This is a genomic window from uncultured Clostridium sp., from assembly GCF_947072515.1.
Lineage (GTDB): Bacteria > Bacillota > Clostridia > Clostridiales > Clostridiaceae > Clostridium.
The window spans coordinates 38,574-52,217 of record NZ_CAMTIG010000006.1 but is presented as its reverse complement, the minus strand read 5'-3'; the positions used below and the strand labels follow the sequence as shown (position 1 = coordinate 52,217).

General features: G+C 27.7%; 13 protein-coding genes. 12 read left to right on the top strand and 1 reads right to left on the bottom strand.

Features of this window, described 5'->3' with window-relative positions; all coding sequences use genetic code 11:
• The first annotated feature begins 159 nt into the window (after positions 1 to 159).
• Positions 160 to 414 carry a hypothetical protein gene (locus Q0W06_RS03810; protein WP_297631638.1) on the top strand — a complete coding sequence of 85 codons (255 nt, stop codon included), beginning with the start codon at positions 160 to 162 and terminating at the stop codon, positions 412 to 414.
• Between the two features lie 106 nt (positions 415 to 520).
• On the opposite strand, the gene Q0W06_RS03805 is transcribed toward Q0W06_RS03810, so the two are convergent.
• Complete coding sequence (locus Q0W06_RS03805; protein ID WP_297631636.1) at positions 521 to 2,422, bottom strand: glutamine synthetase; 1,902 nt, start codon at positions 2,420 to 2,422, stop codon at positions 521 to 523.
• Positions 2,423 to 2,752: 330 nt separating this feature from the next.
• On the opposite strand from Q0W06_RS03805, the gene murI reads away from it, so the two are divergent.
• The 11 genes from murI (at position 2,753) to Q0W06_RS03750 (ending at position 13,502) form a co-directional block, all read left to right on the top strand.
• Positions 2,753 to 3,523, top strand: a complete 771-nt coding sequence (gene murI / locus Q0W06_RS03800) for a glutamate racemase (protein ID WP_297631633.1) — start codon at positions 2,753 to 2,755, stop codon at positions 3,521 to 3,523.
• 311 nt (positions 3,524 to 3,834) lie between these two features.
• Positions 3,835 to 4,104, top strand: a complete 270-nt coding sequence (locus tag Q0W06_RS03795; RefSeq protein WP_297631631.1) for a DUF4325 domain-containing protein — start codon at positions 3,835 to 3,837, stop codon at positions 4,102 to 4,104.
• Positions 4,105 to 4,396: 292 nt separating this feature from the next.
• The gene (locus Q0W06_RS03790) at positions 4,397 to 4,915 is read left to right on the top strand and encodes a peptidylprolyl isomerase (protein ID WP_297631629.1); all 519 of its coding nucleotides are present in this window, start codon (positions 4,397 to 4,399) and stop codon (positions 4,913 to 4,915) included.
• Between the two features lie 43 nt (positions 4,916 to 4,958).
• Positions 4,959 to 5,324 carry a DUF3783 domain-containing protein gene (locus Q0W06_RS03785; RefSeq protein ID WP_297631627.1) on the top strand — a complete coding sequence of 122 codons (366 nt, stop codon included), beginning with the start codon at positions 4,959 to 4,961 and terminating at the stop codon, positions 5,322 to 5,324.
• A 3-nt stretch (positions 5,325 to 5,327) separates the two neighbouring features.
• Positions 5,328 to 6,005 (top strand): helix-turn-helix domain-containing protein, encoded by a 678-nt coding sequence (locus Q0W06_RS03780; RefSeq protein WP_297631625.1) that lies wholly within the window; start codon positions 5,328 to 5,330, stop codon positions 6,003 to 6,005.
• A 159-nt stretch (positions 6,006 to 6,164) separates the two neighbouring features.
• The gene (locus Q0W06_RS03775) at positions 6,165 to 6,599 is read left to right on the top strand and encodes a MarR family transcriptional regulator (RefSeq protein ID WP_297631623.1); all 435 of its coding nucleotides are present in this window, start codon (positions 6,165 to 6,167) and stop codon (positions 6,597 to 6,599) included.
• Between the two features lie 16 nt (positions 6,600 to 6,615).
• A complete protein-coding gene (locus tag Q0W06_RS03770) occupies positions 6,616 to 8,055 on the top strand; it encodes an MFS transporter (RefSeq protein WP_297631621.1) in 1,440 nt (479 codons plus the stop codon).
• 210 nt (positions 8,056 to 8,265) lie between these two features.
• Positions 8,266 to 8,940: an ABC transporter ATP-binding protein gene (locus Q0W06_RS03765; RefSeq protein WP_297631618.1), complete on the top strand. Its 675-nt coding sequence runs from the start codon at positions 8,266 to 8,268 to the stop codon at positions 8,938 to 8,940.
• A gap of 3 nt (positions 8,941 to 8,943) precedes the next feature.
• Positions 8,944 to 11,487 carry an FtsX-like permease family protein gene (locus Q0W06_RS03760; RefSeq protein WP_297631615.1) on the top strand — a complete coding sequence of 848 codons (2,544 nt, stop codon included), beginning with the start codon at positions 8,944 to 8,946 and terminating at the stop codon, positions 11,485 to 11,487.
• Between the two features lie 102 nt (positions 11,488 to 11,589).
• Positions 11,590 to 12,270 carry a response regulator transcription factor gene (locus tag Q0W06_RS03755; protein WP_297631612.1) on the top strand — a complete coding sequence of 227 codons (681 nt, stop codon included), beginning with the start codon at positions 11,590 to 11,592 and terminating at the stop codon, positions 12,268 to 12,270.
• Positions 12,270 to 13,502, top strand: coding sequence for a HAMP domain-containing sensor histidine kinase (locus tag Q0W06_RS03750; RefSeq protein WP_297631609.1), 1,233 nt, complete (start codon positions 12,270 to 12,272; stop codon positions 13,500 to 13,502). The genes Q0W06_RS03755 and Q0W06_RS03750 overlap by 1 nt, the downstream gene beginning before the upstream one ends.
• The last annotated feature ends 142 nt before the right edge of the window (positions 13,503 to 13,644 follow it).

Sequence of the window (13,644 nt, the reverse complement as noted above, 5' to 3'; positions counted from 1 at the left end):
CATTTAAAGTAAGTTCCTTTTAAATTTAAAATAAAAAGAGTAATAATCAGATTTCATAAGGAATATATTGTAACATAAGAAAATTTTAAGTTGACATACGAACGGCTGTTCGGTAAAATATAATCAAACGTTTGTTCGTATAAAAAGGAGTGTATTTTTATGAAATCAAGTTCAGTATTTGTAAAATTAAATTGTAAAAGCATAAGTGAATCAAGAAGTCTTATTATAGATAGAGAAGGTTCATATAACAATAGAGAGAATAAATACTTAATGTGTGCAGGAAAATATGATAAGAATGGATGGACAATAGTTTTTAAGGTTAGAGATTATAAAGAAGCAGAAGAAGTAGTAAATAATAATCCTTTTATGCATAATAAAGGATATTCAGTAGATATAACAAAGAGATTAAATTAAGAATAGATTGGACTAGATAAAAGCAATGATGGGGAGATAATTTCATTGTTTTTATTTTTATATAAAAATAAAAAAAGAATGCATAAATGCATCCTTTTTTAGGATATTAAATATCTAAAAGGTTTTTCTTATAGTTAGAATAAAGTGTTCTTAATATACTCATTTTATCTTCTAGTTCAAGATAAAGATTAGAAGCAAGTGCTAAGTCGTTTTTAGCAAAAGAATCTTTTAATCTTGTAAATAAAGATTTTTCATTTGAACTATCTTTCATAATATAGATTCTTAATTTAGCGATTTCAGACCAATTTAATACATCTATATCAGAAGCAATTCTTGGGTCATGAAGAATCTTACTGTTTCTAACTTGTTTCACAAATTTATTTATAACTCTGTGTTCAATTTCAGTAGACCATTTTGACATAACACCCATTTTAAAACTATCGATGATTTTATCTGTGATAACAGGATTTCTCTTTAGAACTTCAAGTTTATCTCTGTAATCATCAAGTTGTTTTAAATTTTCATAAATTGTAGCAGGTGCTTTTCCGAATAAAGATTCTCTTTCTTCTTCAGTATAATGTTCAAATACATCAAGCTCTGATCTATAAGATCTATCTGCGCTTAAATAATCAGCTTTTTCACCTGGTTTCTTTGAAAGCTCAGCTAAAAGCTCGTCTTGAGTTTTATCGCTCTTTAAAGCATAGATAACACCATCTAACATAGAAAGATAAGAAACTGCCATAGTTAGGTAAGTATTACTATGAGGATTTGGAGATCTAAGCTCAAATCTAGTTGCAAGAGGGCTTGCTAAATCTCTAATTAATCCAACTAATATAGTTCTATTTCTTGATGGTGATTCTGGTGATTCTCCAAGAGATGTAACAGTACAAATTGGAGCTTCAAATCCAGGCTTTAATCTTTTTAATGCGTTGTTTGTTGAAGAGATAAAAGGATTCATTATCTCATAGTTATTAAGGATACCCATTAATGATGCATATCCAATTTCAGTTAAGAAATGATCTTTTGGAGCATGGAAAAGATTAATTATTTTTCCGTTCTTTAATCTAGCACTTACTCCTAAATGAACGTGCATTCCTGAACCAGCTACATCATCAATTGGTTTTGCCATAAATGTTACGTCAAGACCATATCTTCTATAAGTTTCTTGAATAAGAGCTTTGATAAATAATTCATTATCTGCAGCTTGAAGTGCTGATGAATATTTCCAATCGATTTCTAATTGTTCCATTATATGATTGTAGTTTCCATCAGAACTAAGTTTAGCTTTAACTCCACCAACTTCTTTATGTCCCATTTCTGGTTCAAATCCATATAGATCCATTAAAATTAATGTTTGCTCTAATGCAGTTCTAACAACACCTTTTGTTTTAGTCCAGTAATGTTCTTGAAGTTCTTGAGACGCAGATAAAGCTTCGATATTAGCAACATCATCAGGTGTTTGAACCCAAAATTCTAGTTCTGTAGCTGATGTTATTAATAATTCGTCAAGGTCGTCAAATTTAATTCCTGAGCTGGCTAATATATTAGGGTGTTTTTCTAATAGAGTCATTAGAGAATTTTTGTAAGTATCTATAGAAGATTTTAAGATATAACGTGAGTCAACAGGTTTGCTGTTGTGATGTAAGAAACATGGAATCTTTAGTGTTCCGATAGGTAGGTTAGTTTCATCGTCTAGATTTTCAAAATTGTAGTCGACAAACCAATTGCAGTCTAAGTCGGCTATCATATCAACTTTTGCATCGTGTAATGTTGCAATTCCAGGTAGTACAACTGAGGAACCATCGGTTTGCACAGCGACACCATGTAAAAAGGAATCTATATCATCTAAAAATAATTTAACTGGAATTTTTTCATCTGTGTCATTACCAGATAAGTCGACACCGACTAATGATACAAATTTCAGATGTTTATTTTTAGATAAAATCGCTTTTAAATCTTCAGCGTTATGTTTATCTTTAGAAATGGTAAAAATTAAGTTTTCAATCATGTTTTAACATTTTATATATATCATAAAAGAATTGAAAAATGAACGATATATATAAAATTAATTCACATCCTTTCGTCATATAATCGAATAAAATATTAATTTGTTTAAAAAATGTTCGTAAAAGTTACAAATCTTAGGAAAATTTTACTATACAAAATAAGGTTAGTCAATACATATAAAATTAAATTTTAGTAAAGTAATTAGGTGGTTTATGGAAAGGGAAGAATATTTTTTAAATTAGCGTCTATATTTTAAAAATTGTTAGTAGATTTATTTAAAGTAAAGTTATAAAATAAATAGTAGATTAAAGAAGAGTGGAGGGATTAAGCTTTGGATAAGAGTAAATTGCCAATAGGATTTTTTGATTCAGGAGTTGGTGGATTAAGTGTTTTAAAAGATGCATTAAAGCTTATGCCTAATGAAAATTATATATTTTTTGGAGATTCTAAAAATGCACCTTATGGGGATAGAACAATGAAAGAAATAAGAGACTTAACTTTTGATGCAGTTGATTTCTTGTTTTCAAAAAATGTTAAAGCTTTAGCCATAGCATGTAATACTGCAACAAGTGCAGCAGTAGCAGAGCTTAGAAGAGTATATCCAGATGTTCCTATAGTGGGAATAGAGCCGGCAGTTAAGCCAGCAGTAGAATTACATAGAAAAGGGAAAATTGTAATAATGGCAACTGCATTTACATTAAAACAAGATAAGTTTGCTAAACTAGCTGATCAATATACTGATATAGAGTTATATCCGATGCCATGTCCAGGTCTTGTGGAATTTATTGAGTCAGGAGATTTAGATAGTAGAGAATTGAAAAACTTTATAAGTGAACATTTTTCAGTAATAGCAAATGATGATATTGCAGCAGTAGTATTAGGATGTACTCATTATCCTTTTATAAGGAAAGCTTTATCAGAGGTTATAGGAGTGGATATTCCTATAATAGATGGTGGAGAAGGTACTGTGAAGGAATTAAAAAGAAGACTGGAAGAATCAAATCTTCTAAATACAAGTGAAGTAAAGGGACAAATTCAGTTTTATAATTCTTGTGGTAAAAAGGAAGTTGAAGAACTAAGTAGGAAATTGTTAGGAATATAGCTATAATTTTAAATAATATAAATTAGTAAATAATTATTTTATTAAAGATTTATAGATAGACTCTCATATATATTAATATATGAGAGTTTTCATTTTAAAATAAATATAAAAATAAAATAATTTTAAAAAAATAATAGAACAATAAAAGGAAAGGAAACATATAATAAAATAAGTAAAATCAAAAAAATAAAAAATCAAAAAAACTTTGTTAAATAGTTGACAAAGTTTTTAGAAGTTGATATATTATAGATGTAGACAAAATTGTCAGAAAATTTAAACAATAAAAAGAAATTTATAATGAGGTGTTCAATATGATGATAAATGTTAGAGAGTTTTTAGGAGAAAATTTTGGGATTGAAGATGCTATATTCTTAAGAGAAGTAATAAAAGACAGTAATGATGTAGTAACTTTAGATTTTGAAGGATTTGATAGAGTACCTAGCACATTTTTTATAAGCCTATTCCAAGACTTAATTAATGAGCAAGGAAGAGAAGCAATTTTTAATAGTGTAAGTGTTAAGAACTTAACAAATACAAGCGATTTTTCAAGAGTTGTAATGGGAACTACATTCTTAAACTAGTTTAAAATAAGTGTGATAAAATGAGATGCAGTAAGTAGAAATAGAATTGAAATTTGGAGTATTAGAATGAGCGAAAATAGAATAAGATATAAGAAAACTACTATATGAAATGATATATGGTAGTTTTTTTATTTTATATAAAAATGATAAAGTTAGATTTTATGGATAAATAAGAGTAAATGAGATATAATTTCAATATAATAAAAAAATTATTTTTTAAGGAAAGTTTTGAATTTTAAAACTCTCTTTAGAGAATAATATAAAAAATAATGTTTGAAAGGAGATTATTGATATGAGTAATCCAATAGTAACTATAAAAATGCAAAACGGAGGAGTTATAAAAGCTGAATTATATCCAGAAATAGCTCCAAATACAGTAAATAATTTTATTGATTTAGTAGAAAAAGGATTCTACGATGGATTAATATTCCACAGAGTAATTCCTGGATTTATGATTCAAGGTGGATGCCCAGATGGAACAGGAATGGGAGGTCCAGGACATTCAATAAAAGGTGAATTCACAGGAAATGGATTTAAAAATGACTTAAGACATACAAAAGGAGTTTTATCAATGGCTAGAGCTATGAGCCCTAACTCAGCAGGAAGCCAATTTTTCGTAATGGTAGAAAATGCACCACATTTAGATGGACAATACGCTTCTTTTGGTAAAGTTATTGAAGGTATAGAAGTTGCTGATGAAATAGTAAAACAAACTAGAGACAGAATGGATAGACCATATGAAGATCAAGTTATGGAAACTGTAACTGTAGATTTAAACGGATATGTTGCACCAATTCCAGAAACTATCTAATTAAAAATAAAATTTAAAATATTAAATAAAAAGGAGGAGACAGATGAAAAAAAACAAATGTCTGTTAGCTTATGGATTAACAGAAGAAGAAAGAATGGCATTAAGAGCTTTTGGTAGAGTAATTGAGGTTACACCAGAAATGGCATCTTTAAGAATAGGATTAATACCAACACATGATGGGAAAGATTTAGAAGTTACTAAAGATATGCCTAATGAAAAAGTTGTTTTATTCCACGACTACGCAGATAGCGAAGTTAAAGGAGTTACAAGTAAGGTAAGAGAAATAGCAGATGGAGTTATATTAGCTGTTGTTACTCCTATGTCAAGAATGTGGACTCTACATTATTTAGTAAATCATTTAATGGAAGAGAGAGAATTATATAAGCAAATGCAACAAAAGGGGATGTAAGCTTTGAGTAGAGTCGGTGAAAAAATTAAAGATGCAAGACTTAAGGCAAATATGACACAAAAAGCTTTAGCAAAAAAGCTTGGTGTAGCAGAAAAGTATATTAATGAAGTTGAACTTGGAAGAAAAGTAGCACAAGAATCTTTTATAGATAAGGCTTCTAAAATATTAAAAGCTGATTTTAATGATATCAGTATGGTTGTTACAGATGAAGACTTAATGGAAGAAAGAAAAGCAGAAAAAAGCTATAGTAAGCCTCAAAAACAAAAAACTGAAAAAAATGATGTTTGGGAAAATGCATTTTCTTCAGTTCTTAAAAATGTACCAATATATGATTATAAATTAAAAAATGTATTAGGACATAAAGAGCTACCAATTCATTCAAATAAAGTAGAAGGCTTTCCACAAGATAAAGTCTTATATATAAAGGTTGAAGATGACCAAATGAGTGGATGTAGAATGCTTACTGGAGATATAGTTTTTGCAAATCTAACTAATGAATTAAACTCAAATGGATATTTCTTAGTAAACCATAATGGTGAGAATAAAATAAGAGAAATAAAAAGATTAGATAATTCAAAAGTTCTTCTTATGAGTAATAGAGGCTCTGTAATGACAGAAACTGTTGAAGTTAGAAATCTTCAAGTTATTGCAAAAATAAATAGAATTGAAATAAATTTATAAAAATGAGAGGGATATCTAATGATATTCCTCTATTTTTTTGTGTAAATATGAAATTAAAGTTAGTAATTAATTAAATTTCTTTATATAATGATTAGAATCATTGACTTGTCAATTAATTTAATAATATACTTGATATATCAAATAAGGTGAGGTGGTATTTTGAAAACTGATAGAAAACTTGGATGTATAGGGAAAAATATTTCATTATTATATAGAAAGAGACAGATGTATTTAAATAAAAAATTAGATGAATATGGAATATGCTCTTCTGAATATATGTTTATAATGTCAATGCCACTAGAAGGTAGTGTTACATTAACATACTTATCACAAGATGTGGCTGTAGATCCAGCATTAACAACTAAAGTTGTTAATAAATTAGTTCAAAAAGGTTTCTTTTTAAAAGTTAAAAGTGAGGAAGATAAAAGAGTTTTTAAAGTATCGTTAACTGAAGAAGGAAAAAGAATAAAACCAATTATAACTAAAATACTTCATGAATGGGTAGACTCAATAACAGAGGGAATGGAGGAGGAGCAAGTAGATTTTATAGCATCTATGCTAGAAATATTTGTTAAAAATATACCTAAAAAATAATAAAGGAGAAAATTAAATGAATACAGAGGAAAAAGTGAACTCTAAAAAAAGATGGATAATTTTATTTAGTGTTGTAATAGTAACATTTATGGCAACTCTGGATGCAAGTATAGTCAATGTTGCATTACCAGTTATATCACATGATTTAAGAGTTCCTATGGAAAGTGTCCAATGGGCAATAACTACATATTTAATAGTAATTTCAGGTCTTATATTAACATTTGGTAGACTTGGGGACATAATAGGAAAGACAAAAGTCTTTAGAATAGGAATTATAATTTTTACCATTGGATCATTATTATGTGGACTTTCACATACAATAACACTTTTAATTATTTCAAGAGGAATCCAAGGTCTTGGGGCTGCATGTACAATGGCAAATAGTCAAGGAATAATAACAGCAACGTTTGGCCCAGAAAATAGAGGTAAGGCACTTGGAATTTCAGGATTAGTTGTTGCACTAGGAACAATGACTGGACCAGCACTTGGAGGGATTATTTCAGAATTTAAATGGGAATATATTTTCTTGATAAATATTCCAATAGGAATATTTGCAACTATATTAGCATTTAAAGTATTACCTTCAAATAGAGTAGTATCTGAAAATAGACCTAAGCTAGATATAGTAGGAACAATTTTATTTTTAATTGCAATAGTAGCACTAGTATTGGCTATTACAGAAGGAAGTGTATATGGATATACTAATAAGAATATTTTACTTTCATTCTTAATAGCAGTAATAGCATTTATTATATTTATGATAACTCAAGTGAAGTTTAAATCACCAGTTTTAAATATAAAAATATTTAAAAATCATAGATTTACAAAAGGTGTGCTAGCATCATTTTTAATATTTACAGCAATAAGTAGTTATTCAATATTAATACCATTTTACTATGAAGAGGTTAGAAGAATTTCTCCGGGCATGAGTGGGCTGTTAATGATGGTATTTCCAATAGCATTATCAATATCATCTCCACTTGCAGGAAGTCTTTCCGATAAGATGAGAAGAGAAATTTTACCTTTTATAGGTCTTATAATATGTGGAATAGGATTTTTATTACTAAGTACATTAAAAGTAGATACAAGTATTTGGTTAGTAATATTATATTTATTTATAATGGGAGCAGGAAATGGATTCTTCCAAGCACCAATGAATGCAATTGTAATGTCATCAGTAGACAAAACACAATTGGGGATTGCAGGAAGTATGAATGGACTTGTAAGAAACTTAGGAATGGTTTGCGGAATAACATTTGGAACATCATTACTTTATGATTTAATGAGTAATAAGCTAGGGTATGTTGTAAAAGGATTCATTCCAGGACAAGGAAAAATTTTTGTAGGTTCAATGGATATGGTTATTTTAATTGGATCGATAATATGCTTTATTGGAGTACTAATAGTTTTAAGTATAATTCTTAAAATTAACAAGGAAAGAAAAGCAGCAAAATAATATGGACTAAGCCTCGTATAATTTGTTTTTAATAGCAAATTATACGAGGTTTTTTTTATTGCTAAAAATTAAATGTAAATTGTATTAAAATTACAAAATTGTAATTTTATATTTATAAAAGTGTAATTTTGAAGCTTTAATATAGAGGTATAGATAAGGAGATAGTTCATGAAGGAATATAGAAATATTGAATAAAGAGGGGTAAAAGAGATGATAAAAATAGAGAATTTAGGGAAAGTTTATGGAATAGGTGAAACTCGAGTTGAGGCACTTAAAAATATTAATTTAGAAATTGAAAAAGGTGAAATTGTTGCTATTATTGGGGAATCGGGTTCAGGGAAGTCAACATTACTTCATATGATTGGAGGAGTTGATACACCAACAGGAGGAAAGGTTCTTTTAAATGATGTAGATTATTCAAAACTTAAGGATAAGCAGCTTGGAATAATTAGAAGAAGAAACATTGGATTTGTATTTCAGGATTTTAATCTTTTATCTTCATTAACAGTAGAAGAAAATATTGAGATGCCAGTGCTTTTAGATAAAAGTAAGATGGATAAGGAATATAAGAAAGAGCTTATAAAGATGTTACATCTTGAAGGAAAAGAAAATAGCTTACCATCACAGCTTTCAGGAGGACAACAACAGAGAGTTGCTATAGGACGAGCTTTAGCAAATAAGCCTGATGTAATTTTAGCAGATGAACCAACAGGAAACTTAGATAGTAAAACATCAAAGGAAATAATATCACTTTTAAAGTACTCATGTAAAAAATATAATCAAACTTTAATTATGATAACACATGATATTTCAATAACAGATGAAGTTGATAGAGTTATAAAGATTGAAGATGGTGAGATTATTTTAGATAAAAAAAGGGTTTAAATTATGAGAAAGTATGATGGAATTGTATTTAGAGAAATTATAAAAAGAAAGAAGAGAACACTATTCACTTTATTATCAATAATTTTTGCCGTAGCTATATTAGTTTTGGTTGGAGAAGTAAATAGCTTAACCCAAATAACGAGTGTAACTAATGAAAAATTTATGTGGGGAGATATCCATGGGAAAATAGTTAATGTTAGTGGAGCAGAAGCTTTAAAGCTTAAGCAAAACAGTCTAGTTAAAGATATAGGATATAGTAGTAAAGAAGCATATTCTATAACTAAAGAATTTGAAGGTGGCATGGAGCAAAGAACTTGGGAAATTTTTTATGCTGATGAGGAGTATTGTAATAATATTATAAATAAAGATTTTTACGAACTAGAAGGAAGATTTCCTAAAAATGAAAATGAAGTTGTTCTTGTGAATTCTAGTGATAAAAATTTGAAAATAGGAGAAAAAACAAAAGTTAAAGAAACTGATAGAACTATAGTAGGTTTCATGAAAACAAATGAAGAAGTTCCTGGGATGGATTATTATAAAATTTTAGGAATAGAAAATGTAGAAAAACTACCTAAAGTAACTGCTAATATTAAGCTTGCTAAAGAAAAAAATATGGCAGAATCTATAAAAGAGATAGGAAGAAATATTGGAGTTGAAAAGGTATTTGATAGAAATGTAGGTGGAGAAAGACCGCAAGAGGAGCCTTTTATTGATATTTCAGTAAGCTTGATAAAACAGCTTGGTGAAAAAATCGAATTTGAAACAGCAACTATCTATCCAAATAGAAGTAGTGAAATACTTCAAGGAATATTAATTGGGGCATTGATAATTTTAGTTTATATATCTATAAATATTTCTGTAAAGGACAAGAGAAAAACTTATTCTATGTTAAAGTGCATAGGAGCAAGCAATGGACAAATAAGACTCTTAATTTTAAAAGAAGGATTTATTGTGGGGATTTTATCTATAATACCTGGTGTCATTTTAGGTGAAATGATTTTTTTAACTATAAAAGAAAAGTTACTATTAATAGTTAATGAAGCAAAGGTATTTATAGAATATAGCTTAGATTTTAAGATAATATGCATAGCAATAATAATTTTATTTATAGTAATAATTGTTGCTAGTTTAATACCTATGATATGGGTTAGTAAATTATCTCCAATAGAAGGTATAAGAAAGAATGGAGTAAAAGGAAATAAAAGAAGAATAAGATCGAAATTAATAAGAAAAATTTTAGGGTGTGAAGGTGAAATTGCCTATAAAAATTTAAGAGCGGATAAAAGTAGTTTAATAAGCTTAACATTAATGATGACGATAGCACTTATGATTTTTAATGTATTTACAAGTTATTATAAATTCACATTAAATGAAACTGAAAAAAAGCTAGGTGTGATTGATAGAGATCTAAAAATATGGAAATATAGAAATTTGGATGATTCAAAGAATATAGATAAGATATTAGAAAAGTATAAGGAATATGGAGAAGTCTCTAAGATTAATTATTATGATTCATTATTAAGAATTCAAGGATTAGAGGATATTGTATTAAAAGATAGTCAAGCTTATAAGTATTATGATGAAGAGGAAAATATTATAACATCTATAAATTATGGAGTAAGCATTATTTCTTTAAATGATAAAGCTTTTAAGGATTTAATGCCATATGTAGATGGAAAGAATATAAATTTAGAAGCATTTAAAAATGGTGAGGTTTTATTCTTTACCAATAAAGATGAGGGAGTTATTCATTCACCTAAAAATAGAGATGAAATAAAAGTATATATTAATGACAGTGATAATGTATATGAATTTGAAAATGCATGGGAAGGTGCTAATGAAGTTGGAAAATTTATAGTTCCAGAAAATGAAAAAACTATTATAAAAGATTTAAATCTAATGGGAACTGTTTATTTAGAAACAATACTAGGAAGTGATGTAGATCTTGGTGGAAGATTTAATGGAATAATAATATCAGAAAAATTAGCAGAAGAATTAGATTTAATGCGTAAGCAAGAAGATAATTATATATTTGAATTTAAATCGGTAGAATTACGAGAAAAATATATGGCAGAAATAAAAGAAGATGTAGATAAGAGCGAAGAGATGCACTATTATGATAGTTTTCAAGATAGGAAAGAAAAATTAGATTATCTTAATTCTTTAGCACAGCTTATATATACGATATTAGGGTGTATAGTAATACTCATGATTTTAAGTATAGTAAATATTAAAGATATAGTTTTAAATAATAGAAAAAAAGAGTTTGGAACAATGTTTGCACTAGGAATGGATAAAAAAATGCTTAAAAAGAGTCTTATTTATGAAGGCTTAATTCAAGGGATTTTAGCATTAATTATAGGAAATACAATATCAATAAGTATTCTTATCTTTATGCAAGAAGCTATAAAGAAATTTACTTTTTCATATGGAATATTATTAATAGGAAGTTTAGGAATAATGGTAATTTGTATGTTAAATATATTAAATAGTGTCAGAAGATTAAGTCCTAAAAATGCTATAGATTTAATGAGAAACATTGAGTAAAATATGAAAAATTATTACCCTTAAAAGCTAGAATGATAAAAGTTATCTTCAATAGCTTTTGAGGGTAATATTATGTTAAAATTTACTATAAGAGGTGATTTTATGAGAATTCTTTTAGTTGAGGATGATAGACCAGTCGCTATTGGTATTGAATACAGTTTAAAAAAAGAGGGATTTAATGTTGTTTTAGCAGTGTCGGTAGAGGATGGGAAAAAAATAATAGATAGTGAAAGGGTAGATATAGCTCTTTTGGATATAAGCTTACCTGATGGTGATGGATACGAGCTTTGTACATATATAAAGGGAAAGAATGACCATACAGGAGTAATCTTTGTAACTGCTTGTGATGAGGAGTGTAATGTGGTTTTAGGACTTGATTTAGGTGGAGATGATTATGTAACTAAGCCTATAAGGGTGAGGGAATTAGTTTCTAGAATAAATGCAGTGGCTAGAAGAAAAGGACATAGTTTAAATAATAAAACTTTAAATATAGGAAGCTTAGAAATAAATAGATTATCTCATATTATTTTTAAGGATGGGGAAGAGATTATTTTAACTAAGGCAGAATATAAGCTTATGACTATACTTTTAGATAATAAAGGACAAGTACTTGAAAGAGGAACACTTTTAGAAAAACTTTGGGACATTGAAGGAAATTTTGTTGATGGAAATACTTTAAATGTTTATATAAAAAGGCTTAGAGAAAAGCTTGAAGAGGATGCAAAAAATCCTAAATATATAATTACAGTTAGAGGTATAGGGTATAAATGGGGTGAATATTAATGGATATAAGTGAAAGAAGTAAACATTTAATCCTAGCTTCAATATTATTTTTAATATTTGGAGCTTTTTTAATGTTAGTTTCTAATATTACTTTAGAGAAAATAAATAATATGTATATAAGGCAAAATACAGCCTTAATAGGGACTTTATCAAAGGAACAAGGCTTTAATGAAAATAAGGTTATTGGAATAGTAACTAAAGGTGATAATAGTGGGTATGAAGCGGGAAAGGAAATTTTAAATAAGTATTCTTATAAAGAAGGATTAGATATTAATTTAAGTCCTATCATGAAGGATTCTAAGACTCTTTTATATAAAAATATAGGTTTAGCTTGGTTTGGAATTTTTATTGTGTTTTTAATTTCTATTTATTTAAAGGATAGAAAGAATTTAAAAATATCTAAGGATTTAATAAAGAGAGCTAATAAGATAGTAGAGGGTGATTTTTCAAGTAAGGAAAATTATAGATTGAAAGATGGTGCTTTTGAAACTTTATATGAAAGCTTTTCTTTAATGGAAGATAGAATAAAAAAAGATATAGAAGATTTAAAGAAAGAGAGATTAAATTTAAAGAATATAATAAATGATATTAGTCATCAATTAAAAACGCCATTAACAGCACTTATGACATATAATCATATTTTAAAAGATTATGAAACTATGCCAAAAGAGGATATTGATAATTTTATGGAATTAAGTACAGGGCAATTAGAGAGAATGGATTGGCTTACAGTAACTCTTTTAAAATATGCAAGGTTAGAAGGAGATGTAGTCCAGTATAGAAAAGAAGAAATTTCTCTTTTAGATACTGTTTTTGAGGCAGTAGCACCATTAAAAATAAAGGCTGAAGAAAAAAATCAAATCATAAATATAGAATATGGGGATGGAGATTTTATTTTCTATCATGATAGAAAATGGCTTAGTGAAGCGCTAAGTAATATAATTAAAAATGGAATTGAGCATACTAATGAAGAGGGGAAAATAGAAATCTCTATAAAGGATAGTCCTATTTATTTAGAAGTTAGGATAAGGGATAATGGAGAAGGAATTCCAGAGGATAAAATTAAAAAAATTTTTGAGAGATTTTATAAAACCAGTTCTAGTAAAAAACCTTCAAGTATAGGAATTGGTTTAGCGTTGTCAAAGTCAATTATTGAAAAGCATAATGGAGATATTACTGTAAAAAGTAAGGTTTTAGAAGGAACTTGTTTTACTATAAGATTTATAAAGTAAAAAAATACCTTTTATGTTTAAATTGACAATTAATGTAATGGATTTGTCAATGACAAAAGACTATGATATTATATAAATCTATAAGAAAATACTTATATGTATTTTACATAAGAAAATCTAAAGACAATTGGAGGAAAAGATA

Coding starts and splice junctions, on each gene's coding strand:
- Q0W06_RS03810 (WP_297631638.1), top strand. CDS start 160: ATGAAATCAAGTTCAGTATTTGTAAAATTAAATTGTAAAAGCATAAGT.
- Q0W06_RS03805 (WP_297631636.1), bottom strand. CDS start 2,422: ATGATTGAAAACTTAATTTTTACCATTTCTAAAGATAAACATAACGCT.
- Q0W06_RS03795 (WP_297631631.1), top strand. CDS start 3,835: ATGATGATAAATGTTAGAGAGTTTTTAGGAGAAAATTTTGGGATTGAA.
- Q0W06_RS03790 (WP_297631629.1), top strand. CDS start 4,397: ATGAGTAATCCAATAGTAACTATAAAAATGCAAAACGGAGGAGTTATA.
- Q0W06_RS03785 (WP_297631627.1), top strand. CDS start 4,959: ATGAAAAAAAACAAATGTCTGTTAGCTTATGGATTAACAGAAGAAGAA.
- Q0W06_RS03770 (WP_297631621.1), top strand. CDS start 6,616: ATGAATACAGAGGAAAAAGTGAACTCTAAAAAAAGATGGATAATTTTA.
- Q0W06_RS03765 (WP_297631618.1), top strand. CDS start 8,266: ATGATAAAAATAGAGAATTTAGGGAAAGTTTATGGAATAGGTGAAACT.
- Q0W06_RS03760 (WP_297631615.1), top strand. CDS start 8,944: ATGAGAAAGTATGATGGAATTGTATTTAGAGAAATTATAAAAAGAAAG.
- Q0W06_RS03755 (WP_297631612.1), top strand. CDS start 11,590: ATGAGAATTCTTTTAGTTGAGGATGATAGACCAGTCGCTATTGGTATT.
- Q0W06_RS03750 (WP_297631609.1), top strand. CDS start 12,270: ATGGATATAAGTGAAAGAAGTAAACATTTAATCCTAGCTTCAATATTA.